This window comes from Desulfobacterales bacterium (genome assembly GCA_028704555.1).
Classification (GTDB): Bacteria; Desulfobacterota; Desulfobacteria; order Desulfobacterales; family JAQWFD01; genus JAQWFD01.
The window spans coordinates 115696-142588 of the sequence record JAQWFD010000003.1 but is presented as its reverse complement, the minus strand read 5'-3'; the positions used below and the strand labels follow the sequence as shown (position 1 = coordinate 142588).

The window sequence follows — 26893 nt, the reverse complement described above, 5'->3', positions numbered from 1 at the left end:
AAAAGCAACTCTTCAAAAGCGCACCATGAATTCTCAATGAATTATTTGATTACCACTTTTTGTCAGCCATTATCGGCAAACATGCTGGATGTATGGGATTTTAACTGGTCGATATAACCATATGAATCATAAAAGGTTTATACAATGGTTAAAATTTCTCCATTTTTATTTGTCCGGAAGATATTTTTCTGATAGCGGAAGATAACGGGTTGAAAGGACAAAATCATATGAAAACAAAAAGCCCCATCAGCGAGCAACTGCTCGAAGTGCGTGAGCATACACAAAAAGGCTATCGTCCGATGATTGACTACGGCGGCTGGCGGGTTGCCGTCCTGAACCATGCTGAAGAACTGCGCTGCGAAAATCTGACCGCGATGCAGCGCCACAACGAAACCGATGAGGTCTTTGTTCTGCTGAACGGCCGTTGCATCCTGTTCACAGGCGAGGGAGATGAGTCGGTTACCGCTGTCTATGGCGAGGATATGCAGCCGCATAAGATCTACAATGTCCGAAAAGCGGTCTGGCACACGCACACGTTGAGCGAAGATGCCAGGGTACTGATCGTCGAAAACAGAGACACGACCTTCGACAACTCCCCCTTCTGTCCCCTGACCGATGCACAGAGGCAGGCCCTGGTTGATTTGACCCGAGCGTTGTGGGCCGGTCGCAACCCATAAAGGGCAGTGGTATCCAGATGCTCAGCTGATAATAGATATGACAATCAAGGCAGCCGATTCTCTAACAATGAGAATCGGCTGCCTTATAAGGAAAGATTCACGGCCCCGTAAAAAGAATAACCGTTGATATAACAATATTAATTTGACCTGAATCTGTCTACGGCTGGTTCAGAGCCCCGCTCAAAGGCAATCCATGCATATTACAGACCCTGCTTGAGCTCTTTTCAGACACTCTCACGTTCAGGGTAACCGGTGCGCGCGGCCTTGAGTTGCAAGCAACGCCTTGCCACTTCCCCGCGCATCCGGTTGAGCCGATGATCAGGGTAGCCGACTGAAAATACAGACCAAAATCTCTTTTCGGAAATATGACTCTCTCAGGCCAGATGAGTACAGAGCGTTCCTCATTCGGCCAAACAAAAACCCGCCCTACAAAGACCTTAAAAAGGCAACGATGTCCTTCTTTTCCGGTGCGGTCAATTGGAGTTGCTGCACAAGGTTGAAGTATTCCACCGTATCCTCAAGAGTAAAGCACCGACCGTCGTGCAGATAGGGCGGGGAGTCCTTGATGCCTCTCAGCGGAAAGGTTTTGATGGGCCCATCATGGGCCATCATCATGCCATTTGCTAACTCCTGGTTGTAAAAACGCTCTGCCATGAGGTCGTGCATGCTGTTGTCGGTGTAGTATGGGGCAGGATGGCAGGCAGCGCACCGGGCCTTCCCGTTAAAAAGCGTCTCACCGCGCAGTTCATCCGGGCCGCCCTTGATACGGTCGAGTTCGCCATAGATATTAAGCCTGGGTGCCGGGGGAAAATCCAGGAGCGCCATAAATTCCGCCATGAAATGTACTTGGGAGCCCCTTTCAAGAACGTTCACCCCCTTCTTGGCGGCCATACAGATATCTCCATCAAAATAGGCGGCACGTTGTTCAAACTCCGTAAAATCCTCCACTGTTTTCAAAGCACGCTGTGAGCCGAATAGCCTCTGGATGTTCACACCCCGCAAGGAGGGTGTTTCGATACGGTGCCTGAATTCCTGTGGACGGATGTCGCCGACAAGATGGTTGGCCCCGTTGGTGTGACCGTTGGCATGACAGTCGAAACAGGTTACGCCCAGGCTGGGCTTGTCGGACCGGCGGTCTTCAGTCGCGTTAAATTGCTGTTGCGGAAACTGGGTCACGAGAAGACGCAGGCCCTCAAGCTGCTTGGGGTTCAGGATGCCGTTGAAAATCTCGTAGTAATTGTCGATAGTAATAAGACGGCCTTTTGCCACATCACCCAGGTCAGGCCGGGTGGTCAGGTAAATTCCAGGGGCCGGGTCCGGAAGGATATGCTCGGGCAGGTCGAAATCCAGGTCAAAGCGTACCAACCGTGGCAGTAATTTCGTAATCATCTCCGGGAAGAGCATGCCCCCCTCTGCGTGGTCTGCAAACGGGAGGGGTTTGTACGGAAAAAGCCCTTTTCCTTTGATCTGTTCGGGAGTCATTTTACCAAGCTGCTCCCACGTTACGCCCTGAAGTCTGGCGGTCGGCCCCACAGGGATGGGTTTTCCCCCTGACATAACAGACTTGGCGGCGACCTTCTTTGAAAGGTCATAGCGGGAATTCAGTAATTTATCGTGCTGTTTAGCCCGTTCGGCTTTCACGGACATACGTTCTGCTTTGATTTGCTCGAAAGTAACATCCTGATTCGTCGGTCCATAGCTGGAGACAACTTTCCCCTGCTGCGCAGAGACAACTGCACTGGCAGCCCCTGCGACGAACAGAAAGCAGATTGAAATTAACCAGAAACAGTACTTCTTTTGTTGGTTCATTTTACAGTCCTCCTTATTTTTTTACAGTTAATTTTCGCTGCCGCCCATCCTTTGCAAGTATTTTCTATCGCATCGCCTCCCCTCAAAAATGTTTAAGGTCAGAGTTTTCTTTGCATCTTTCTACAATGCTTCGAATTTTAACCGGTGTTCACCCGGAAACTGGATAGTTTATTCAAATGCAAGGAAGGCAAAGATTTTAACCGCAGGAATACATGGGGTATTTTAAGGATTAAAATCTGAACCTGGCCACGGAGAAATGCGCTTCGCATTCAACAGGGAAAACGAAAAAAAGGGCTTGGTCATAACTGCGGCCATATTTTGCTGTGCGTAGCCTCGGAGTCCCGCCCGTTGCCGGCGTACGACATGGCGCGATCCGGGGAAAAGATGTCGGGGCCATGAAGCGTTAAGAAGCGCAAACTGTTTGAGGCTTGCCGAGTTTTTGCGCTTTAGCTTCATGGGCCCGGCATCCCCCGGATCGTGCTGGAGAAGCCGGCAACGGGCGGGACGGACCCCGTGACATTGTGGCCGCAGTTATGATCAAGCCCGAAAAAAACAAAAAACAGACTGCGGATGAACACCATCTGACTGAATCCATTGAAACATTTTTTGTATTATGCAGATCAGTTTAATGATTCAACCAAGCGGGAATCCGGATGAAAAGCTGGTCACTATTTTGGCAAAATAGCATTATTTATCATATGAGACTCAACCGATCAGTTCTATCGGTCGTATTTGGTATTTTCGAATAAATTATATTGTATTTTTTAATAAGGTTAAGGTATGCCATATCCGAATGGATTAAAATATTTTTATCCACAGATTACATCTGATTTCACAGATTATTTTTAAATTAAAACACCAACCTGTCTTGCTTTTCTTTTAATCTGCGAAAATCCGCGTAATCCGCGGATAATTTTTTTCCCTTTTATTTAATCTGTGTAATCTGTGGATAATTTTTTCATACGTAATCTGCGGACGAAAAACTATCTCTTTTTGACCTCAAAAAATGGAAATTCCTGTACTGTTAAATTATTTTAGAACTGCCCCCACTATGGAGCACAAAAAGGTTGGAAGATTTTAAGATCAGATCCGTACCGCTTTCCGAATTATCCGATTATCACCGGCCCGAAGAGGTGACAGGTTACTGTAAGTCATGTCCGAAATATGGGCAATTCTGGTCCTGTCCCCCTCACGGGTTTGATGTCTCCGGCTATATCCATCAATTTCAGCATGCCTGTATCATCGGGGTAAAAGTCCATTTGGACCCCGTTCAAAACCGGAACGACGCATTGGCGTATTACCACCGCAGGCGCCATCTGCTGAACGCCGCCCTGTTGGAAATCGAAGCAGATCTTTCAACCGCCGAGGTTCTGTTTTCCGGCAACTGTGACGTCTGCAATACCTGCAGCAGAAAAGAAGGGCAGCCCTGCATTCGGAAAGACAAAATGCGGTATTCCCTTGAATCCCTGGGATATAACGTCTCAGAGATCAGTGAAACGCTTCTGGGCAAAAAACTCCAATGGGATCAGGCAAAGATGCCGGAGTATCTGTTTCTGGTAGCCGCAATTTTGAGCAATGCCGTAATCGATACGGGGACCATAAAACTGGCCTGAAGCAGGCCTGACTCAGGAGCCGAAAATATTCAAGCTACTCATAATAAAAAAAATCTGTTAATAAGCGTGTGATTTTTGGTATGACTTCCTGAAGACTCCTCTTCAGGTCTATTGTCAAGATGCTGCCTCACGTATCCGCAAGGAAGGCGTAAGGATTCCAGCACGAAGGGCGTCATACGCAACCGGTTCGGCTAATATAACAGCGGGAAAAGATTGAAAGGTTTACATGACACAAAGGAAAAACCAGCTTATCACCATTATCAGTTTACTGCTGATCGCAGGCTTCATGGTTACGAGTCTGGCAAGTTTCTTTGTTTCCAGATCTTCATTGCGTTCACATATCATCCAAAATGAACTGCCATTGACCAGTGACAATATTTATTCTGAAATCCAGCATGATCTGCTTCGTCCAATTTTTATTTCATCACTCATGGCGACGGACACCTTCCTTCGGGACTGGGTGCTGCAGGGTGAACAGTGCGCGGATAAAATCACTCACTATCTTAAAGAAATTCAAATAAAATACAATACGTTCACAGCCTTTTTTGTTTCCGAACAGACAAAAATTTACTATCATTCGGATGGAATTTTAAAAAAAATAAAGCCCGATGAAGCGCGTGACAAATGGTATTTTCGTGTTCAGAAAATGACATCCGATTATGAGATAAATGTTGACCCTGACATGGCCAATAAAGATGCCATGACGATATTCATCAATCATCGGGTCTATGACTATAAAGGCAACTATATCGGGGCAACCGGAATAGGGCTTACGGTTCATGCCGTAAAATTACTGATTGAAAATTACCAGCAACGATACCATCGTAACATATACTTTATTGATAAAGAGGGAAACATTCCCCTTCATGGACAAAATTTTACGACAGACATAAAAAACATCTTCGAAATCGACGGTATCCGTTCTCTGCGGACGAAAATATTATTCAATCAGGACACTTCTTTCAAATATAAAAACAACGGGACGACGGTTCATCTGAACACCCGGTATATCCCTGAATTCGGTTGGTATTTATTTGTGGAACAGAGCGAAGAGGAGTCAATCAGGCAAATTCTTCACACGCTTTTTATCAATCTGGCCATATGCATTGTGATCACAATCATAGTCGTCATGTTAACGAATCTGACTTTGTCTGCTTATCAGAGCCGGCTTGAAAAAATGGCAACGACGGACAAGCTCACCGGAATCTATAATCGACGGGCGTTTGATATCATCATTAATCAGGCATTAAAGGATGTTCATCGAAACAAAACCGGCTTATCTGTAATATTATTTGACATTGACCTTTTCAAAAAAATCAATGACACGCTGGGCCATATTGCGGGGGATTCAGTGATACAACATGTCGTTAACATCACCTGCAGTAACATGCGGGCTTCTGACGTAATTTGCAGGTGGGGCGGGGAAGAATTTTTAATTCTTCTGAAAGGATGCAACCTGGATAACGCATTCAATATGGCAGAAAAAATTCGTAAAGCGGTCAGCAACGCACCGGCTCTTTATAAAGGCACAGAGATTCCGGTAACCATCAGCCTCGGGGTTGCGCAGTATATCCCCGAAGATAACGAAGACAGCATGCTCATTCGAGTCGACAAAGCACTTTATACGGCCAAGCAGAGCGGACGGAATCGAACGGAAAAAGCTCCCCTGCCCATGTAACATCCCCCCCGTATCGTGCTGGAGAAGCCGGGAACGGCCGGAACGGTCCTCACGACGTTATGGCCGCAGTTATGATCAAGCCCAAAAAACAAATAGTTATCAAAAAAACATACCCTCACTTCAAAAAAAAGGCGTCCCGGACACATCGCCAGTCAATTTACTCATACGGCTTCCAGAAATTGCTTGAATAAATAATATGATATTGATACAGGATAACAATTGTTTTTCATAATCCAAAACGTTTTTCGTTCGGGCACCCGTGCATAAACTTGACTTATGATCCGTATAGTGGAAAGCCATTGGGTGCCAATTTTTTTATGTCTTAATGTATAGAATGTAAGGTTGTATCGATGAAACGAACTCTGGACAGACTCCTTCAGAAATCAAAAACGCTGTATGCCACCCGACCGGCGTTGAGCTTTGTCGGGCAGTCACCTATCACCTATTGCGAGTTTCATGACTTAGTCGGAAAGCTGTCATTATTTCTCCGCACCCGGGGAATTCACAAGGGAGATAAAATTGCGCTTTACAGTGAAAATTCACCCAACTGGGCAATCGCCTATTTTGCCGTTACAACGATGGGAGCGGTCATTGTGCCGATCCTGCCGGATTTTCATCCCAACGAGGTCACATCTATCATTGAGCATTCCGAGGCAAAAATCGTTTTAATCTCCGAACGCTTGTGTAAAAAAATGGAAGGGGTTATCATCGATACGCTTTCTTCCATCATAATTATCAATGACTGGAGCCTGCTACCCGGAGCTTCCGGGTTTTCCTGCGGCCATTTACCTGAAAAAACCAATCTGTCAGATATTCTGAGCAAAAACGACATTTCATCAGACGCCCTGGACAGCACCGAGATCGACGAGGATGATCTGGCCGCCATTATCTATACCTCAGGGACGACCGGACAACCCAAGGGGGTCATGCTCAGCCATAAAAACATCGTCTCCAACGTCATCGCCTGTACCCACATCCAGAAGATTAATCAGGGTGACAGGTTTCTTTCCGTGCTTCCACTGTCCCACACCTATGAATGCACGATAGGCCTTATCCTTCCTGTCATGCAGGGAGCATCCGTATATTATCTGGACAAAATTCCTGCACCCAATGTACTGATGCCCGCATTAAAAAAGGTCCAGCCGACGCTGATGCTGACGGTTCCAATTGTTATGGAAAAAATATTCAAGACCAAAATACTGCCTGAATTCAACAAAAACAAATTCATGCGGGTCCTGTACCGAATCAGTGTGTTCCGCAAATTTCTGCACCGTGCTGCATCCAGAAAGCTGATGGAAACATTCGGAGGACAACTGAAATTTTTCGGAATCGGCGGTGCCAAACTGGACCCGATTACGGAACGGTTTTTGAGAGAGGGAAAATTTCCTTATGCCATCGGCTATGGAATATCCGAAACATCACCGCTGGTTGCCGGCTCAAACGCAAAAAAAACAAAATTCCAGTCCACCGGACCTTCGATCGTCGACCAGGAACTCAAAATTGACAATCCGGCTCCCTCGACCGGAGAAGGCCAGATACTGGTCCGGGGCGACAATGTCATGAAAGGTTATTATAAAGACCCCATTCGGACAAAAGAAGTGTTCACCGAGGACGGATGGTTTAAAACCGGCGATCTGGGCATGCTGGACAAGGACAACTACCTTTTTATCAAAGGGCGTCTGAAAAACATGATTTTAGGCCCCTGCGGAGAAAATATCTATCCGGAGGAAATCGAATCAATCATCAATAATCACGATTTTGTCATTGAATCGGTAGTTTATGAACTAAAAGGAAAACTGGTGGCCCGAGTTCACCTCAATCAGGAAAAACTCGAGGCTGAATTCAGCGAATTAAAACACAGTGCGGTTCAGTTTCAATCTGAAATGCAGCAATCTATCAACGATAGATTGCGGGAAATCAAAACCCATGTCAACGAGAAGGTGAATAAATTTTCCCGATTGACCCAGGTTCTGCACGAAATGCAGCCGTTTGAAAAAACACCGACCCAGAAAATCAAGCGATATAAGTACATCCATTAAGCTTACTGATCGGATTCTACTGCATTTTCACTATCCGGATCGGCTTGATCCGCGCGGCTGTTTTTATCCGCATCCAAGTTTTCCGAATCCGGCGCACCGGTATTTTCTGTCCCCTGCCCTTCCCGTTCGGGCGAAGCTTCATTTTCATCACTCTGATCTTTTCCCTGTCCGGCATCATCATCCTGCTTTTCCCCCGGTTCGATCCGGATATCCTCTTCGATATCGGGTTTTATCTGTTCGGTCCGGACCCCGGTTTCACTTTCCGTGACATCTTTTCTTTCATCGTCATCAGATTGAATAACGACGTCATGATCAGACTTGCTTTTCACCATCAACACTTCCTCTTTCCCGTCAATGGACAGAATAATTTTCCCTCTCAAAATATTCCTGATAACAGCGCCTTTAATGGAATCACCTATATGAAAGAAAAGCTGTCGGCCCGTGTCAGGATCGATTAAAATGGCAAACGAGTCTATCCCCTCACCGATAACTGTTCCCACCAGCTTGAGGTTATGTCTGTCTTTTTCGTATAGCTGCCTTTGCCCTGATTTAAACTGATCCCGCGGACCGCCTGTTTGTTGGGACAGGGCCTGAGGGAAAAAACGGGTGGCCGGGCATACACTGGATACGAAACAATCCACGGCACCGGCCAGGGGCAGGAGGATACAAATAATGAAAAACTTTTTTATGTTCAAAGCCCTGTCCATCTGTCAACACCTGAAAAAGATTTGTTTGCTTGCTTTGTTGAATGCAGAAAACCATCATATATAAATTCGAATTTTTCGCCATATACCACTATATTTCGAACAAATCCAAAGGTATTTGCATTGACAAAGAGCGCTAAAAATATTGTCCATTTTAAAATTGAACCGATTCAATATCCTGTTGAGTTTACAGTTGTATTCTTCATGGTAAAAATGATAAAAATATCTCTGGCAACAAACCGGCGTCGACACAAATCAACCAATTTCATCCCCTACGGAGCAGATCTTTTCATGTCCTTATTTCTGGCTGTTTTCCTTTCCATATACAGTGCCATGCACGCACTGTTCTTCTTCCGGGTCCGCCCGCTGATTCCGGCATCCGGTTATTGGCGGTTTCCGTTCACGGTGTTTCTCATTTTCATGATCCTGGCACCTGTCCTGTCACGGATGTTTGAACGTTTCGGCTTTAACCTGACGGGTCGTGCGGTTGGCATCATCGGCTATTACTGGATGGGGTTTATCTTCCTGGCCTTTACGGGAATTATTCTGACGATGGCCTATGACCTTCTGGCATGGGCTGTCAGTGCCGTTACCCCCATCGGTCTGCCCCTGTCTTCCGGAAAGCCTGCCGTGCTGGGATTGATCGTACTGGTTGTCATGCTCTGCGGATATGGCGTATTTGAGGCCCGCGAATTGAAAATTGAAACCATCCGGATCGAAACGAAAAAATTTCCCCCGAATGTAGACCGGTTTCGCATTGTCCAGATTTCGGATATCCATCTGGGACTCATGACGCAATCCAAACGACTGAACGCCATCACCGATGCCGTCAAATCCACCAGACCAGATCTGATCGTCTGCACGGGGGATCTGGTGGACGGCCGCCTGGACCATATTAACGGACTTTCCGACCTGCTCCGGGAACTCGATGCGCCTTACGGCAAATACGCCGTGACCGGAAACCATGAATTTTACGCGGGACTGGCCCGGTCGGAGAGGTTCCTGAAAAAATCAGGATTTATCCTTCTTCGCGACCGCGCCATATCAACCGATCCCGGACTTAACATTGTGGGGGTCGATGATCATTCCATAGCCGGTTCCATTTCTGAAGACAAGCTGCTGGATTCGGTATACGGAAACGGGCAGTTTACCCTGCTTCTCAAGCACCGGCCCCTTGTCAGCCCCGGCTCAGAGGGGCGGTTCGACCTTCAGCTGTCCGGCCATACCCACAAGGGTCAGATATTTCCGTTCAATTATCTGGTCGCCCTTTTATTCCCCATGATCGGTGGGCACTATGAACTGGCAAACGGAGCGCATCTTTATACCAGCCGGGGCACCGGCACATGGGGACCGCCCATGCGGATACTTGCTCCACCGGAAATTACCGTTGTGGAGCTGGTCCGCGGCAGCTGAAAACCGATCCCCTGTCATTTAATCACCCCATACCTGCTGAGAGGTGGCTTTATTTCGCTCTTCAGTGGATATTTCCGCCAGCTGCTTGACTTCATTGGATTTTAAGGCCAGCCCTTCAGCCACCCGCAACCCGTATTCCGGATCCGCTTTGAAAAACAACGCACACTGACGCAGCTGGATGCGCTTACGTGCCCCGCCCAGGTGAGCGACTATATTCCCGACCAGATGCTCCCGATCCATGTTGGACAACGCATGTCGAAACAGGTTTCCAGGCTGGAGAAAATCGCTGTTCGGATGCGTAAACGGATAATGCCCGGCCATTCCCGAGGCTTCAAATGCCGGTTCCAGAACACTTTTATCCGGTTCAGGTCCTCCGAAACTGTTCGGCCAGTAATTGGGCCTGTCTGCGCCATTCGCATCCACACGCATGAAACCGTCTCTCTGGTAGCTGTTCTCGGCTGCCGCCTTCGGTGAATTGACCGGAAGCAGATGATAATTGGGACCCAGGCGGTGTACATGGGTGTCATGATAGGAAAGCAGCCGTGCCTGGAGCATTTTATCCGGAGAAACGCCGATACCCGGAACCAGATTGGCCGGAGAAAAGGCCGCCTGCTCCACCTCGGCAAAATAATTGACCGGATTGCGGTCGAGTACCAGTTTTCCCACCTTGATCGGCGGACAATCCGCATGCGGCCAGACCTTGGTCAGATCAAATATGTCAAAGCGATATTTTTTTGCATCTTCCGGCTTCATGATCTGCATTTCAAGCGTCCAGGACGGATAGTCTTTTTTTCCGATGGCTTCGTATAAATCCCGGGTGGCATGGTTCAGGTCCTCGCCGGCAATTTTCGAAGATTCTTCCCGGGTCAGATTCATAATGCCCTGATCGGTCTTCAAATGATACTTTACCCAGAAATATTCACCTTTGTCATTGTACCATTTAAACGTATGGCTGCCGTAACCGTTCATATGACGAAACGTTGCCGGGGTGCCCCGGTCGGAGAACAGAATCGTCACCTGATGGATGGATTCAGGCGTCAGGGACAGAAAATCCCAGAACATGTCCGGGTCCGGAAGGTTGGAGGCCGGATGACGTTTCTGGGTGTGAATAAAATCAGGAAATTTGAGGGGATCACGGATGAAAAAAATCGGGGTATTGTTCCCTACCAGATCATAATTCCCCTCTTCCGTGTAAAATTTTAACGCAAATCCGCGAGGGTCCCGTGCAGAATCCGCCGATCCCCTTTCACCGCCGACGGTGGAAAACCGCGCAATAACCTCGGTCCGCTTTCCGATCTGCGAAAGGAATTTCGCCCGGGTGTACCGGCTCACATCTGCCGTGACCTCGAAAAAACCACCGGCCCCCGCCCCCTTTGCATGAACCACCCGTTCCGGAATTCGTTCCCGGTCAAAGTGGGAAAGTTTTTCAAGCAGGTGAACATCCTGCATTAAAACCGGCCCACGTTCACCCGCCGTCAGGCTGTTCTGATCATCGCCGACCGGGATGCCGAATGCCGTTGTCATCCTTTCCTTTTTCTGTGACATGATGTAGGCTCCTTTCTGTTTTCTTCCATATTGACGCGTTCGCAAATTACACTTCCTCAACCGCGGCCCTTACCAATCAACATCGCGGCTCGTTTACCTGACGAATTTACCCGGAACGTTTACTGAAAAGCCGGCGCCTGATTGCACAGGTCAAAAAGCAGACACCACTCTGGCAGCTGATTTGTAACCCCGGAAACGACCGAATCAAATTCAAGCAATCAGAAAAAACCCGCAAACAGAGGTCATGCACCGACCATATTTTTTTCGCTGAAGCGTCAGATCCGATTAATCCCGAAATACTCCGTTTTAAACGATCAACAACCGAACCCTGAACTTGAATGGCCCTAAACTATACTGATGGATGGCTAATAGTGAGAATCACAAATAAACATCATCCGAAAATGATGCAAATGGAAGCAGGAATGGATACTGATGAATTTTCTTATTGACTAATAATATAAAAAACGATCCGTTAATGCAAATATAATTTTAAAAATTCACGCAAAGTTTATTGAATTCAATGAGATACACGATGGCACTTTGTATCCGGCATTATCGCTGGCGGGCTTGATCATAATTTCGGCCACGGTGTCGCGGGCTCAGTCCCGCCCTATTCTTACTGAGCCCCGGATCCGATTCGATTTTAAACAGGTTTACTTCGGTAACGGATTTCGACCAGAGGAATCTCCCATACAGGGTTTCGGATCATCGGACGGAATTCGGGCTGAGTATCTTCCACGCGCCGCCGCACAATTCCGATCACGGCAACCTGCTCAATCAGGCCCAGCTGATCTTTCCAGAGTTCTGCCGCAACCTTTGACAGCCGGGCTACCGCAACACCCGCTGCCGTGGCCAGCAGCACCTGCTCATTGTTTTTTTGCATAAGCAGGATATCTCCCGTATTCAGCCGGCGGAGCGCTTCATGGACCGGATCTTCGGGGCGCTTTCGCCCGGCATAATCCAGAAACAGGTGTTTCATTCCCAACACGGCATATCGCCGGCTGAAGGACTCCGGCGATGGATCGGAAGCGATGTCCACGATGCGTTCAACGACATGCTCCGGGTCGATCAGGCCGGCATGCGGATTGTGCCAATCCCTTCGCCGGAATACCGTCAGCATGTTTTGCGCCCGCGTCATGGACACATAATACAGGCGGCGTTCTTCTTCGAGGCTCTCGGCATCCGGCGGATTTCGCCATGCGCCGTCCAGAATGAACACATGCGAAAATTCAAGACCTTTCACGCCGTGAGCCGTACTGAGGTAAATGCCATGACCGATTCTCTGTTCCCGCCGCTGTTCAGCCACCGCCTCCATCATGAAATCGATCGCGCATTGGACGGTTACCGGTGCGTTTCCCGTCTCCTGCTGCCACGCCTCCAGCAGGCGGCACACCGTCTCCTGCCATGGATTCGAATGCAGACCGCCATGGGTGGATGCTGCATCGATAAGATCCGATGCCGCCATGGACATGTGCTTCATAACCGAGAACACCTGGACGGCCGCATGGACTTCACGAATCCGGGATACCGAAAATGACACCTCCCGGTCCAGCGCATAACTGAAGGGCAGGCGTTGACATTCAAGTGCGGATCGGACAGAAGACAGCTCCGGATGGTTCATGCCGTTTCTGGCCAGCACCGCGATATCATCCAGGGAAATTTCCGGGTACAGGCCCTGAAGTCTCCGAATTTCCTGCACAACCGCCCCGGCCTGCGCCGCGCAATCGGCCACGGTAAGAATCTGGACCTTTCCCTTTGATACCGGGTCCCTGACCTCCCAGGTGCCCCCGGAAGGCTGGTGCTTTCTGAACCGGTTGATGCAGATGGAATGGCCGGTTTTCATCCGGCCCCGGTTATGGGAAATCAGACTGTTGGCCGCCTGGATGATGTGATGGGTGGAGCGGTAATTTTCGACCAGATAATGGACATCGGCATGATAATCTTCCCTGAATTTTCGAATAAACGCCACATTGGCGTTGCGGAATCCGTAGATGCTCTGATCATCATCCCCCACAGCCAGGATGCAGAGCTTTGCCTCCGTCTCCTTGATGCTGCGGCCGGCAAGTGCGGAAATCAGCTGATATTGCCGCTCGTCAATATCCTGGTATTCATCCACCAGAATGTGCTGATAACCGGACAGCAGGCGCTCCCGGATCTCGTCCGGTTCCAGCCCCGGAATTTCCTTGTGCCCGGAAAGCAGCTGTATCGCCTCCTGAAGAATATCATCCAGCCGCTGTCCCAGGCCGGCGTTTTCCGGTTTTCCGCTTTCAAGTTCCGTTGAAAAGCAGCGTCCGGTCAGACGCATGGCAAGGCCATGATACGTTAAAATGGTGACACCGGCGGCATCGGTTCCCACCAGTTCCCACAGGCGTTTTCGAAGGTTCAGGGCGGTAGCGTGGTTAAAGCACAGCATCAAAATGCTTTTTCCCGGAACACGCTCCACCCGGAGCAGGTATGCGCACCGGTGAATGACCACACGGGTTTTCCCGGACCCGGGTCCGGCCAGAATCAACGTGTTCCTGTCGGCCCTTCCGGCCACCACCGCTTCCTGAACCGGATTTTTAAGGGTCTCGACAACGCGCTGATAGGATTCTTCACTGGTGGCCATCTCCAGCAGATTTTCCCGCCCTTTGAAAAATCTGCGGATAAAACTCTTATGGTCCATGGTAAAATAGCCCAGCACCAGGGCAAGGGCCTGCCGGATTTTTTCAATCCCCAGACGGGCATATTCATTCATCACATGAACCTGAAGCACCCGCTGTTTGTTGTGGTGCGCCACCGGCTCAAAATCCCCTTTGGTGTACCGCCTCGATGTTGATTCCGGCACAATACGGATGGTCATGGCCTGACGGAATACTGCCAGACCTTTTTGAAGGATGATCACCTTATGGTCATGAAGAAACAGCAGGCCCCGGTCTATGGCTGCCAGCATTTTATCCGGCTGAACCTGCAGGGTCATATCCCGTCGGATGGCATCGGAAAGGTCATTGACGGAAAACTCCACGAAAATCTCGCCCGATGCCCGCCGTTTTTCATCCATAAAACCATACAACGCATCCAGAATCACATAGGCCAGGTTTCGCCGCCGGTTTGCAATTTCAGCGATTGCAGCCCAGGCGCGATTAAATCGGACCCGGTAATAACTCTGGTTGATATGCTGGAGACGGATACTGCCCCGGCGACCCGCAAATCCCCTGCCATCGCGGCTGAGACTGTCCAGAAGCCGCTTCAGGACTTCAGGATTTGCATCCGAAAATCCCTTGTCCAGCAGGCGCTGGTTCAGCCACCGCAGGTTCAGATCCACCCATTCGCCGACGGTCTCCACGGGATGCGCTTCCTGAAGAACACCCAGCATGGCCTGATCGATTTCGCAGACTCTGTTAAGAACCTTTTTCGCGTTGTTTCCGCCTTTCATCCGCACATAAGCCGATAGCATCATGCCTTTACGGATCAAGCCGATCTCGGCCATCTGGTTCAGAATCTGAAGAATGCTGCGGGTATCGGGCATCTGTTCTTTGGGTATTGACGGCACGGTTCCAAACGCCTCTGCCAGCTGATCGGCGCTCATGCCGTCTTCCGGATCGGCGTCCATCAGCTGTTCGAGTATCGTTTCCCATATGGTCCGACGGATTTCAGAAAGCTGGAGTTTATCCAGACTGGAGTTCATCTCCTCCAGAGAACTGAACCGGGGCTTTCCCTGAAACACGAGGGTGCTGTTTCCGTTCCGCTCGACAAACCCGGCACGTTCCAGCCAGGCCACCGCCACCCTCACCCGGGTATCGGCGCTGTAATCCTGACTGTCAAACGTGGTATCCACCTGATCATCGCGAAGCAGCTCTCCTGCGGTGATCACCACTTCACCGTCCCGGGCGTACCGGCTGCGCCTCAGGCCATTGAGGATCTGCGCAATATCCCTCTGCCGAAGCGCGGACACGGCCCCCAGACTAAATTGTGTCTCGATGTCCTGTTCATCATACAGCAGGATGCACTCGGCATCTTTCGTATCCCGGCCCGCACGGCCGGCTTCCTGGACATAATTTTCAAGAGATCCCGGAATCTCATAATGAATGACCAGCCGGACATTGTCCTTATCGATTCCCATGCCAAAGGCATTGGTGCAGCAGATCACCGGCACCTCTCCGGAGATGAACGCCTCCTGAATCCTGCGTTTATCCGGAACCGACAGTCCCCCGTGAAAGGCTTCGGCCTCAAGCCCCTCGTTTGCCAGAAAAGTCGCCAGTTGTTCGGTGTGATCACGTTTCGCGCAGTAGATGATGGCGCTGCCGGTTGGCGGGTTCCCCAGGCGTTCCTCAATCAGAGATTTTACCCGGGAAAACTTTTCATGCGTACCGACCGGCTGAACCTCAAAGAACAGATTTTCCCGTTCAACACCCCCCTGAAACAATGTCAGATCCTGGTTCAGATGCTCTCTGAAGTGATCCAGAATCTCCCGGCTGACATCCTGCCTGGCCGTGGCGGTAAAGCAGGCAATCGGCGGCACCGCCACATGCTGTTTCTCGGAAAATTCGCGGATGAACCGGGCAGCATACAGGTAATCGGGGCGGAAATCATGTCCCCACTTGCTCAGGCAGTGACATTCATCAAACACCCAGCACCCGATCTCGCGCTGTGAAAGGGCCTTGCGAACCGACCGGTTCCGGAGCTGTTCCGGCGACATATAAACGATCCCGATATCCCCGAGCCGGATGCGCTCCAGGATATCACCGCGCTCAGGCGGGGTCAGCATCCCGTAGACAGCCGCAACGCAATCGGTTTGAGCCAGACGTCTGAGGTTGTCCACCTGGTCTTTCATCAGGGCCTGCAGCGGGGATATCACCACGGTCAACACCCCGCGCCGGTAATAGCGCACCAGTGCCGGCAGCTGAAAGCAGATGGATTTTCCAAAACCGGTGGGAAGTATTCCCAGATGGGGCAGATCCGAAAGGCCGTGTGCGACGATCTCGCGCTGCAGGGCCCTTCCGTCAGGAAGGGGCCGGAAGTCTTCATAGGGATAGTAGCGCTGCAGCTGACAAACCGGGTTGTGCGCCTGTATACAATACGGGCAGGCGTCATCGTTGCAGGCCACATCACGCAGCTGCTTTAAAATGAGAGTAATGTCTTCAAACCGGTGCCGGACCCAGGGCGGCAGCACGGAATTTCCACCGGCCACCTGGAGCCACGCGAGACAATAGGCCAGTACCGCCCGTTTTTCCCGTCTTGACAGATAAGATGCAATCCCCTCGTTCCGGGTCGGGCAGACCTTTCCTTTGGTCAGGGACGTCCAGACGGCAAACGCATCCGGTTCGACGGACAGTTCTCTTGCGCCCAGGTGTTCAAATAACGTCGCAAGGCCCTTCCCGTCACCTGGGCCTGTTCCCGGAGAGCCGTGTTCAAAGCAGAAGCGATAAAAGGCAAGCAGATCCGGCGTTGTTTCCCATGCCTTCCGGAAGCTGATCCACTGGTCCCTGAAAACCGATCCGGCCAGCCGTGCATCCGCTACCGGATTGTTGACGCTGTCACGCACCAGTTTGTAATCCTTGATCAGACGATGGTAGGGATTTTCCGGAAACGCCAGGGGAGAAAGGTAGAGGGTATCGATGACCGGCTTTCGAAGAATGCCCAGATCCGGGTTAATGCTTTCGAGCACGGGCAGATCATGTCCGATAATGTTGTGTCCCAGAACAAAATCAGCCCCGGCGCTGAACCGATCCAGCGCCAACAGTGCATCGCCGGTATTAAACGTTCCTTTTCGTTCAAAAATTTCCCCGTCGAAGATCGCACCGATTTTCCATACGGCATTGCCGCCCCCCGCCTCCAGATCGATCAGCACGCACCGGCGGAGAAACGGTCCGGCTCCATCCGTTATCTGCATAAAAGGGGTCAAGTCTTCGTTTAGCCTTTTACAATTAAATCCTTAACAGCATCAACCCGTGTCTTCAATTCCCGGTCGCTTACCATCTTCTTTTTCAACCGATCGATAGCGCTGCTGGCCGAGCTGTATCCTTTCATGGAAAACTCCTGGCTGATCCGGGACAATCCATCTTTTCTGAACAAACGAATCAGATAAATCGCCACAAGCCTCGGTTCATTAAACACACCCCGCTTAGGTATCAGCAGGTCTTTTTCCCGTATTGAATAATACTCACAAATTACCGCTTTTATTTTGCTGATCTCCGGAACGAGAAAAGATGAATCCGGCACCTCATGATGATTTTTCTCACCCAAAAATTTTTCTTTCACCCAGCTGATGAATTTATCACTGCCGAACACGGAGGGCAGCTTATTTCTTTCGAAAATATCCTGAACATCCTTCGAATCCTCAAGATTTATAAACTGCTTATAGGCTCTTTTTGCCTGTCTGGTATCTTGAGAAAATATCGAAAAAATAAAAGCTTTATCCAGCCAATCCCATTTTTCAACATCGGAAAGATACCCCCTGTGACTGCTCCACAAATATTTGTCCATCGATTGAACAATTCCAGCCCTCAATGGATTTCTGTGGATATATCGAACCAACTGCAGCAGATAGCTGTCACCGTCAATCAGAATAGCTTTGTAACGGCCGCGAAACAATGGACCGTCACACCCATGCCGCCGATTGTAGCGTTGAGTGTAAACCCCGTTGATATGACGCATGCACCGGGATATATTGGCATCAGGGGTCTGGAGCAATATATGATAATGATTTTGCATAAGGCAATAGGCGCAGATCCGGACATTCCACATTTCTATGGATTCCTGAAGCAGATTCACAAACGCCTGACAATCCCCATGATCCGCAAATATTCTATCACCCCGCCTGCCGCGGTTCAGGACATGATAACAGGCGTTACTATATTCGATTCGAAGGGGCCGGGACATATTTCACCTGTAAATTAATTCATGATAAAAGTCAAACGAAGACTTGACCCCTTGGGATTTATTCAGGTATTCGATAAAAATCATCGGTTTTGAAAAGCCCCGTTTCTATGGTATAGTCCCAACGTATGAGTATTTTGATACGGAATCGCTTATTTTAGCGGATAGCATTGCCAATACGATTTCCCCAAAGAAGGACAAAGCCCGAGTGATGAATGAGCCACAAGCCAATAACCCACTGCACTGCATTACCCTGGAGCAGATCGTGTATAGCCTGGTTAAGCATTATGGCTGGAGCGAGTTGGGCAAACGCATCGTTATCCGGTGTTTCAACAGCGATCCGTCAGTGAAGTCCAGTCTGAAATTCCTGCGAAAAGCCCCTTGGGCAAGAAAAAAAGTCGAGGACTTGTACATCGCCACGCGGAATAATATAACACACTGGTAATACAATAAATTTTCTAAATATTATACCATTTTTTAAGGAATAGAACTTGGAAACGGAACAAACCCAGCATTATGGAACAAAAGAAATAGATCATTGTATTCACATACTGACCCATATGGTAAACAATAGTGAAGATTTTGTCGCATTGCCAAAAGAAAAACAGATAGAACTGATAAAAATTGCAGGGCAGCTATCCAGACCCGATTGTCACGAGTTAAAAAAACGCAATAAAGCCATCCGTAAAATGAAACGTCAACAGATTGTTTCTTCAGAACGAAAGGCAAGAGCTGCAACCGGCATTCGTTCCGCCAGGGACGCTGCAGTATTTTCGGCCCCTTTACAGCTCCCGGATAACACAGAATCTGCAAAAAGGCCTCTGATATTGCACTCCCCACGCAATTGTTATGTTTGCAAAGCTGAGTTTACCCAGCTGCACTTTTTTTATGATACGATGTGCCCCGATTGTGCGGAGCTGAACTATCAAAAACGGTTTCAGACCGCCGATTTAAGGGGACAGGTTGCTTTGATAACCGGATCACGTTTAAAAATTGGTTATCAGGCAACCTTAATGATGTTAAGGGCAGGTGCTTCGGTTATTGCAACTACCCGTTTTCCTGTAGATGCAGCATTAAGGTATTCCAGGGAAAATGATTTTAACGACTGGGAGGACCGATTACACATCTATGGACTGGATTTAAGGCACACACCCAGTGTGGAGATTTTTTGCAGTCATATTGAACAAACCTTTGATCGACTGGACATTTTAATCAATAATGCGGCCCAGACAGTCCGTCGTCCGCCCGAATTTTATGCCCATTTGATGCACAATGAGGCAAAATCGTCACATGAACTTCCCGAGAATGTCCAAAAGCTGATGATGAACTACCGCCTATGTACTGACAGATTAAACTGTTTTGATATGCCAAATCCGCAATCAAAACACGCTCTGCCGGTTACCTGGCATGGGAACCTGCCGGGAATAGGATTAAGAGAATCTGCGCAACTATCTCAAATACCCTATGCTTATGATAACACGTTACCTGCAGAGACTGTTTTTCCAAAAGGAGAATTGGACGTTGACCTGCAGCAGGTTGATTTAAGAACCACCAACAGCTGGCGGCTTAAACTCGGTGAAATCCAGACTGCGGAAATGCTTGAAATACAGCTTATCAACGCAGTCGCACCCTTTGTATTATGCAATAAACTGACGCCGTTAATGAAAAAAGACAATACCGGTCAAAAACATATCGTGAATGTCTCTGCCATGGAAGGCAAGTTTTTGCGTTTTAAAAAAGGAGAGCGCCATCCCCATACCAATATGGCAAAAGCAGCGCTCAATATGTTGACCCATACTTCGGCCAGTGAACTGGCGCACTATGGTATTTTCATGAATGCGGTGGATACCGGCTGGGTAACCGATGAAGATCCGGCGCAACTATCCAGACGCAAACAGGACCTGCATGATTTTCAACCCCCTTTAGATATCGTTGACGGTGCGGCACGGGTATGTGATCCATTTTTTGACGGTATCAATTCCGGTAAACACTGGTGTGGTAAGTTTTTAAAGGATTATTTCCCAATCGACTGGTAATAATTTTTGCGCTTTAGTTTCATGGCACCGGCATCCCCCCGGATCGTGCTGGAGAAGCCGGGAACGGCCGGGACGGTCCTCACGATGTTATGGCCAACGTTATGATCAAGCCCTATATTTTTTTATACTGAAAATTAAGTTGCGCATCATCCGATAGCCGGAAAATTTTCTCTCCCGGCTACCACGACGCATTGTCTACCGAAAAGGCATCGTGACAGAAACGCTTTTGCCGAAATGGTCCGGCCCCCCGATACAAAAAAACAGATCCGTTTCATTTCAGAATTAAAATACTAAATTTCCTTTCACCGCCGTCAGCAGCCGCGAAATCATGCCGCGCTGCCCCGGCTTTTGAGGAGGTAATCATGAAAACAACGAGCATCTATCATCCGGTCCTCGGATTGTTCATCACTTTTTTTCTTGTTTTCTGTCTTGCCCTGCCGCCACGGCAGGGCAAAGCAGAGGAAACCGGCTATCCGGAGCCGTCTGAAAAATACAGCCGGGAGGAACTCGCGCAGATGCTGGCGCCCATCGCCTTGTATCCCGATGCGCTCCTGTCCCAGATCCTGATGGCATCGACCTATCCCATTGAAGTAATCGAAGCCGACCGCTGGATCAAAAAAAATCCGGAGCTGAAGGGCGATGCCCTTGATACAGCGCTTTTGGACAAAAACTGGGACCCCGGCGTCAAGGCGATCTGCCACTTTCCGGAGATCTCTGCCCTGATGAGCGAGCGGATCTCCGAGACCACCAACCTCGGCAACGCTTTTCTCGCCCAGGAGGCCGAGGTCATGGACGTGGTCCAGGAACTGCGGACCAAAGCCTATGACCAGGGCAACCTCACCACCACCTCCAGGCAGAAAGTCCTTGTCGAAAAGGAGACGATCATCATCGAGCCGGCAGATCCCAGGGTCATCTACGTGCCGTACTATGACCCCTTCCATGCCTACGGCCCGTGGTGGTATCCTGCCTATCCGCCCTATTACTGGGGCCCCCCGGGGGTAAGCATCGGCGTCGGCATCTCATACTGGCCCGGCTTTTATTTCGGATTCGCCTTCGGCACCTGGAGCCATTTTGATTGGAACCGCCACCATATTTACATCAATGTACAAAAACGGCCAAGATTTGTCAGACACGACCGGTGGATAACAACGCCCGGCCGCTGGCAGCACGCCCCCAGTCACCGTCGGGGGGTCGCCTACCGCGATAAATCCACCGCCAGAAAATACGGCCAGGACCCCAACCGCTCCATTGGCTTTCGACGCGACACCCGTGGTTTTCTTGGCCCCCGGGAAGTGGATCGTGATCGGCGCGGAGATGACCGGATAAAAATTGACCGTAACCGGCAGCAACGTAAACGGGTTGAACAAGAACAACAGATTCAGAAAAAAACCGAACGTAACAAGCAGGAACAGGGACGTGTTAAACATGACCGGCAGATACAGCAACGGACCGGGCAGGAAATTCAGACGCGGAAACGGATTGAGCGCGAACCGCAGCAGAAAAGCCGCAGCAATGTTTTCAACCGGATCGAAGAGGGCCGGAAGGAACGCCAATCAAGCGAACGCGGTCGGGGCAGCCGGCAGGGCCTGAGCGATGACTCCCGCGGCAAATGACGTCCGGGCGGTGACGGCAGAGCCGGCCGCTACGACCGGGGCCAAAACAAGCAGTAAGCCGGAGTACCGGGCCATGATTCCATTCATACAGAAAGGGGCACATATTATGATGGTACTTAAATCAGATAAATACAGAATGTTGTGGTTGTTTACCGGCGCAATGACGATGCTCACCGCAATGCTCGTCCTGGCAGCCTCCGTTATGGCCGGGATGCCGGCGGAACAGAAGCGTTTCGCCTCCCCGCAACTGGCGGTGGCCGCCCTGATCGCTGCAGTTCAGGACGACAACGATGCCGAGATGCTCGCCATCTTGGGCCCCGGCTCGGAGGACCTCCTTTCCTCCGGCGACAAAGTCGCGGACCAGAACGGCAGAACGCGCTTTCTGAAAGCCTGTGAAAAAAAGAACGGCCTTGATCAGGAAGACGAAAGCCGGGCGGTACTCCTCATCGGCAGCAAGGATTATCCGTTCCCGATCCCCATTGTTCGGCAAGGGGACACCTGGCGCTTCGACACCCCGGCGGGCAGAGAGGAAATCCTCAACCGGCAGATCGGCGGAAACGAGCTGAACACCATCGAGGTGATGCGAGCCTATACCGACGCCCAGCGTGAGTATGCCTGCATGAAGCCCGACGGCAACGGCCCGGGGTTCGCCCAGAAGTTTGCCAGCAGTGAGGGCAAGAAGGACGGACTCTATTGGGAAGCACGGGAGGACGAGGAGGAAAGCCCTTTTGGCCCACTGATCGCAGGGGCCACTGAACAGGGATATGCGGACGGCCTGAATGAGGCCCATCCCGAACCCTTTCACGGCTATTATTTCAAAATTCTCAAGAGGCAGGGCGCACATGCCAACGGCGGCGCCTTCGAATATGTGACCGATGGTAAAATGGTCCTCGGCTTTGCCCTGGCCGCCTACCCCGCCAGATACGGGGTTTCGGGTATCATGACCTTCATCGTCAATCAGGAAGGCATCATCTATGAAAAAGACCTGGGCGAGGACACGGCCACAGCGGCCGCAGCAATAACCACCTTTGACCCCGATGACACCTGGCGCAAGTACGAAGAACCCGCCGGGGAATAATGCGGGGCAGTACGCCAGAAAATACGGTAGTGTCCACAAAATCTGCCAAGCTCCGGAATGAGGCCATCCCCTGGTCTATTTTGACGACCCCGGGTTAAAAATAAAACCACGGAATACACGGAAATCAGATTCAGTGCGTTCCGTGTTTCCAGTGGTTGATACTGGAAGAAAAGAGTTGAAAAAAATAAAGTCGGCTCAGTTCTACAATATTTTATCTATTATCCCGTTTCATTTGATCTCGAAATATTTTCTACCTCGCATCGGCACCCGAATTATCAGCAATTGACTTTTCATGCGGGACAATGGATAAAAAGCTATTCGTGAATAGATATACGGTTTCTGTTTATCATTCCAGAATGAGTGATAAACAGTTAGAAACGACATCGTTTAGTCGGAAATTCGTCGGAAAAAATTTCTGGCCTGTATAGATAAACAGAAACTACTTAATCACTTGTTCAAGGAAGGTCATAAATTGGTTCAATTCAACCTCGATGAAGATAAATTTTGGAAGTGTTCGCCCGCCGCAGCAGAAATCTTTGCGTACAGACGTGAAAATAAAAATATAACTGCAATGCCTTGGGGCTTCGATCGCGGTGGCATTTCCGATGATCGCCGTTCTACGTGGGCGTGCTTCTCGTGTGTCGCTTTATCGGGATGGGGTAAGGATGAGCTGACAATTTCTGCGACTATGAATGAAGACAACTCATGGAAAATTACACATGCAATCAAAAAAGCACCCTAACAAAATCAATACAGCCGATCGCTACGCTACGGCTGATCTCATCGTTGACGGGCCTGAGAAAGAAAATCGGTAAAACTACGATTTTACTTTGGGGCACTCATCATCAAACTCAGAGTGGGCTACGAAACTTTATGAGGTGAATAAATCATGAAATTCCGGCTGGGCGAATATGTAACCAAGAATCAGGGTGTTCCCGGAAAGGAAGTGCATGGCAAGATAATCCGACTTCTTCCCCCTAATAGATACGTGTTCCAAGTGAGCGGCATGGATATCACCAGTGCTCATGAAGTTTCTGAAGATATTCTGACACAAATAATACCGAATCGGATAGTCGCTCCACCGTCATATCCGCCAATTGCATACTTGAGTGGTACAATAACCAATCCAGAGCTGGCTTATCCTTTCTCCAATGAGAAAGGTTTTGAACAAGAAGAATTGTGGGCGGCCCTGAATTACGGCGGGATGGATGCTGGCGCTGTTGTTGGAGTTTCGGGATCTGTTTTGGACATTGCGACCAAGATTGCATCCTGTACTCAAATTGTTTCAGTCGATATTAACACTGAGACAGTAAAGGCTGTCGAAAAACTTCGATCCTTGCTGGCCCAATCGACACATGTAGACAAGATGGTCTTAAGAAAAGTGCATTGGAAAACACAAGTTCAGACTGATACACAAATAAATCTGTCACAACTTCTAACTGACTGCACTGCATACTGGAGACACTCTTTGGATGATTATGTGAATGAACTGAATCTTATCTGCACCCCAGACGAAGCCGGCCTGAAATTCAAAAAATTGCTGATTGACATCGAAAAGAAGTCTCGATCAAAAATCAACTATTCCCAGTGGTTCAAAAATGAGTTTGCCTGTCAGGTTTTATCAAGAATGGCGGAAAACGGCAGGATTTCGATCTTATGCGTCGATTTACAACACCAAGATGCTTTATTGGGCCTTCAACGAACACTCGACTGCGATGTCGCAGTGTTCAATATTTCTAACGCACTTGATTATATCAAAAACGCGAACGCGATCATTCAACTTCTCCAGTCAATTAAACATACTACGAATGCGAAAGTGATTTCATCATCCCAGGTGGCTGAACAGATAGAAAACCTTGGCAGTTTCCGCAAACCAAAAGTAACCCGCTGGGACGACTTCATTGAGATCCTAAGAAAAAAAGGCGTACAAGCGTTTATAGGGGGGCTCTTGAATTATCAGTAGTTCACCCGAAATATCTGAAACGTAATCAATGAAACTAAGAAAAACGGTATGGCCCGTCAACCCAATGTAAAAAAGGTGTTGAAATTGCGCGTTTCTTTTTGTTTTCAATCTCTGCTTTTACAATAATTTCCCTTAAAATCCCCGATTCCAGCTACCTGAAAGCAGACAGCAACAAATCTTCGGTTTTTGGTTTTGCAAATCTATGCTGCATCTCGAATATCAAGAATCAATTTTTTGCCAAGGCACTGGAGAGCTCGAACCAGTTGAGCAAGGCTGGTATTGTGGTCAAGATCTAATATTCGACGAACCTGACGGCCATCAACTCCAACACATTCTCCGAGGGCTGATTGGGTGACACCCTGGTCTCGCATGGCTTGATAAATTGATAATTTCATTGCCACCTGGGGAGGCAGCGGAACGGATTTTTGGCCCTTTTCAGGCTTGGATGGTGCAGGAATATCACGATGGCCATCCATATAGCCCGAAAGGGCTACGACAAGGGCATCCTGCGCCCATTCAGTGGCGTTGTTTTCATCTACGCCAACCGTCATTGCTTCCGGAACATCCGGAAACCGGGCAACAACCGTCCCATTATCATCGAGAGCAAGATTGATGGGATAACTTTGAAGCATATATACCTCCATTCACAGAATTTTATCTGGATTAATATCAAGCTGCTTGCAAATCATTTTAATAAAAATCGGACCGATGTCGGCATCACCGTGAATGGGGATTGTGGCCTGCTTGTCTTTATAGCGTGCGAGTTGGTGACCGCCTTTACCTCGCCCCTTGGTTATTTCGACACCGAGTGATTTTAGCTTGCTGATCAGCTGTTTTGTTTTCATCAGCTTTAATTTAGGACAATAGTGTCCTATTGTCAATATTAAATACATAACAATGGACTTTCAGGTGGGCACAAAAACCGCGGTCACTGAAATCTGTTATATATCAGGTTAATCCTGTCTGCTCCCCGTCCCCTGTCCTCTGTTATCTGGCTTATCCATCAGCCATCAGCCATCAGCTTTTTTACGCTGTTTCCCTACCCGCACACATCCACCCACTTCCCGCCGGTGATCCGATACAGTTCGTCCGGGGTGATTTTGATGCATGAATTCCGGGAACCGGCGGCCGGGTAGACGATGTCGAACTGATTCAAACTTTTGTCCACGTAGATGTCAATTTTCTGTTTTAAACCGAACGGGCACACACCGCCCACGGGGTGGCCGGTAATCTCCACCACTTCGCCCGGCCTCATCATGCGGCTTTTGCCCGGGAAACAGTGTTTAAACTTCTGGTTATCGATCCGGGCATCGCCCTTTGTCACCACCAGGATAAACCGATCCCTGAGTTTGAACCCGAGGGTCTTGGCAATCAGTGCCGGTTCCACACCCAGGACCCGGGCGGCGGTTTCAACGGTTTCGGTAGTCTGATCCATTTCCATGATGTCACAGGGAAAATTGTTTTCCTTAAAATACGCTTTGACGCTTTCCACGCTCATGATCGTTATCCTTAAAGTGATGTCTGCAGGTAAGCTCAGTGCCTCGGCAAAAATTTACCTACCCGTATCTGCCGGAAGTGTCAAGGCCATTGACTTTTTTATCCGCAGTCAGCTGTCTGTCACGCTGCCTGCGCTCTGAATTTCAGGGAAGATTTCTTCATGTGAAAACCGATGCGGTAGAAGCCGTGGATGCGATGATGCAACATATGGAAATAAAACGAAAACGACCCGGGCTGTAATTTATGTGGGCTATCGGGATTGTCCGGGATCCGTTTGGTCCCTTATCAAGTAGAATCAGCCCCCGACAGGGTGGCGGCACGTGAACGTTAGGGACTCGATCATAACTTCGGCCATCGTTCCGAAGTGTGG

20 protein-coding genes are annotated in these 26893 nt (G+C 49.2%); 12 read left to right on the top strand and 8 right to left on the bottom strand.

Going from position 1 to position 26893, the window contains the following annotated elements; all coding sequences use genetic code 11:
- The first annotated feature begins 227 nt into the window (after window positions 1-227).
- Window positions 228-677, top strand: coding sequence for a hypothetical protein (locus PHQ97_02480; protein ID MDD4391601.1), 450 nt, complete (start codon window positions 228-230; stop codon window positions 675-677).
- Between the two features lie 426 nt (window positions 678-1103).
- On the opposite strand, the gene PHQ97_02475 is transcribed toward PHQ97_02480, so the two are convergent.
- The gene (locus tag PHQ97_02475) at window positions 1104-2486 is read right to left on the bottom strand and encodes a cytochrome B6 (GenBank protein ID MDD4391600.1); all 1383 of its coding nucleotides are present in this window, start codon (window positions 2484-2486) and stop codon (window positions 1104-1106) included.
- Window positions 2487-3553: 1067 nt separating this feature from the next.
- On the opposite strand from PHQ97_02475, the gene PHQ97_02470 reads away from it, so the two are divergent.
- The 3 genes from PHQ97_02470 to PHQ97_02460 all read left to right on the top strand — a co-directional run bounded on the left by PHQ97_02470 (window position 3554) and on the right by PHQ97_02460 (window position 7816).
- Complete coding sequence (locus PHQ97_02470; protein MDD4391599.1) at window positions 3554-4099, top strand: DUF2284 domain-containing protein; 546 nt, start codon at window positions 3554-3556, stop codon at window positions 4097-4099.
- A gap of 226 nt (window positions 4100-4325) precedes the next feature.
- Window positions 4326-5777 (top strand): sensor domain-containing diguanylate cyclase, encoded by a 1452-nt coding sequence (locus PHQ97_02465; protein ID MDD4391598.1) that lies wholly within the window; start codon window positions 4326-4328, stop codon window positions 5775-5777.
- Window positions 5778-6127: 350 nt separating this feature from the next.
- The gene (locus PHQ97_02460) at window positions 6128-7816 is read left to right on the top strand and encodes an AMP-binding protein (protein MDD4391597.1); all 1689 of its coding nucleotides are present in this window, start codon (window positions 6128-6130) and stop codon (window positions 7814-7816) included.
- Window positions 7817-7818: 2 nt separating this feature from the next.
- On the opposite strand, the gene PHQ97_02455 is transcribed toward PHQ97_02460, so the two are convergent.
- On the bottom strand, window positions 7819-8511 hold the full coding sequence (locus PHQ97_02455; protein MDD4391596.1) for a hypothetical protein: 693 nt from the start codon (window positions 8509-8511) through the stop codon (window positions 7819-7821).
- Between the two features lie 300 nt (window positions 8512-8811).
- Here PHQ97_02455 and PHQ97_02450 point away from each other — a divergent pair, with 300 nt between their 5' ends.
- Window positions 8812-9933, top strand: a complete 1122-nt coding sequence (locus PHQ97_02450; GenBank protein ID MDD4391595.1) for a metallophosphoesterase — start codon at window positions 8812-8814, stop codon at window positions 9931-9933.
- Window positions 9934-9951: 18 nt separating this feature from the next.
- Here the strand turns inward: PHQ97_02450 and PHQ97_02445 are convergent, their stop codons facing one another.
- The 3 genes from PHQ97_02445 to PHQ97_02435 all read right to left on the bottom strand — a co-directional run bounded on the left by PHQ97_02445 (window position 9952) and on the right by PHQ97_02435 (window position 18339).
- Complete coding sequence (locus tag PHQ97_02445) at window positions 9952-11478, bottom strand: catalase (GenBank protein MDD4391594.1); 1527 nt, start codon at window positions 11476-11478, stop codon at window positions 9952-9954.
- Window positions 11479-12121: 643 nt separating this feature from the next.
- Window positions 12122-17350 (bottom strand): RecQ family ATP-dependent DNA helicase, encoded by a 5229-nt coding sequence (locus PHQ97_02440; protein MDD4391593.1) that lies wholly within the window; start codon window positions 17348-17350, stop codon window positions 12122-12124.
- A gap of 20 nt (window positions 17351-17370) precedes the next feature.
- The gene (locus PHQ97_02435; GenBank protein ID MDD4391592.1) at window positions 17371-18339 is read right to left on the bottom strand and encodes a transposase; all 969 of its coding nucleotides are present in this window, start codon (window positions 18337-18339) and stop codon (window positions 17371-17373) included.
- A gap of 208 nt (window positions 18340-18547) precedes the next feature.
- Here PHQ97_02435 and PHQ97_02430 point away from each other — a divergent pair, with 208 nt between their 5' ends.
- The 6 genes from PHQ97_02430 to PHQ97_02405 all read left to right on the top strand — a co-directional run bounded on the left by PHQ97_02430 (window position 18548) and on the right by PHQ97_02405 (window position 25026).
- Window positions 18548-18781, top strand: a complete 234-nt coding sequence (locus tag PHQ97_02430) for a VF530 family protein (protein MDD4391591.1) — start codon at window positions 18548-18550, stop codon at window positions 18779-18781.
- A 46-nt stretch (window positions 18782-18827) separates the two neighbouring features.
- The gene (locus PHQ97_02425; protein MDD4391590.1) at window positions 18828-20372 is read left to right on the top strand and encodes an SDR family NAD(P)-dependent oxidoreductase; all 1545 of its coding nucleotides are present in this window, start codon (window positions 18828-18830) and stop codon (window positions 20370-20372) included.
- 362 nt (window positions 20373-20734) lie between these two features.
- On the top strand, window positions 20735-21985 hold the full coding sequence (locus tag PHQ97_02420; GenBank protein MDD4391589.1) for a DUF3300 domain-containing protein: 1251 nt from the start codon (window positions 20735-20737) through the stop codon (window positions 21983-21985).
- A gap of 106 nt (window positions 21986-22091) precedes the next feature.
- Window positions 22092-23063 carry a DUF2950 domain-containing protein gene (locus PHQ97_02415; GenBank protein MDD4391588.1) on the top strand — a complete coding sequence of 324 codons (972 nt, stop codon included), beginning with the start codon at window positions 22092-22094 and terminating at the stop codon, window positions 23061-23063.
- 472 nt (window positions 23064-23535) lie between these two features.
- On the top strand, window positions 23536-23805 hold the full coding sequence (locus tag PHQ97_02410; protein ID MDD4391587.1) for a hypothetical protein: 270 nt from the start codon (window positions 23536-23538) through the stop codon (window positions 23803-23805).
- A gap of 147 nt (window positions 23806-23952) precedes the next feature.
- The gene (locus PHQ97_02405) at window positions 23953-25026 is read left to right on the top strand and encodes a hypothetical protein (GenBank protein MDD4391586.1); all 1074 of its coding nucleotides are present in this window, start codon (window positions 23953-23955) and stop codon (window positions 25024-25026) included.
- Between the two features lie 200 nt (window positions 25027-25226).
- Here PHQ97_02405 and PHQ97_02400 read toward each other — a convergent pair whose 3' ends face one another.
- The 3 genes from PHQ97_02400 to PHQ97_02390 form a co-directional block, all read right to left on the bottom strand.
- Complete coding sequence (locus tag PHQ97_02400; protein ID MDD4391585.1) at window positions 25227-25658, bottom strand: type II toxin-antitoxin system HicB family antitoxin; 432 nt, start codon at window positions 25656-25658, stop codon at window positions 25227-25229.
- A gap of 12 nt (window positions 25659-25670) precedes the next feature.
- Window positions 25671-25871, bottom strand: coding sequence for a type II toxin-antitoxin system HicA family toxin (locus PHQ97_02395; GenBank protein MDD4391584.1), 201 nt, complete (start codon window positions 25869-25871; stop codon window positions 25671-25673).
- Window positions 25872-26065: 194 nt separating this feature from the next.
- Entirely contained in the window at window positions 26066-26524 is a 459-nt protein-coding gene (locus PHQ97_02390) for a YbaK/EbsC family protein (protein MDD4391583.1), read from the bottom strand.
- Between the two features lie 38 nt (window positions 26525-26562).
- Between PHQ97_02390 and PHQ97_02385 the strand changes: the two genes are divergently transcribed.
- Window positions 26563-26763 carry a hypothetical protein gene (locus PHQ97_02385; protein ID MDD4391582.1) on the top strand — a complete coding sequence of 67 codons (201 nt, stop codon included), beginning with the start codon at window positions 26563-26565 and terminating at the stop codon, window positions 26761-26763.
- Window positions 26764-26893 lie beyond the last annotated feature (130 nt).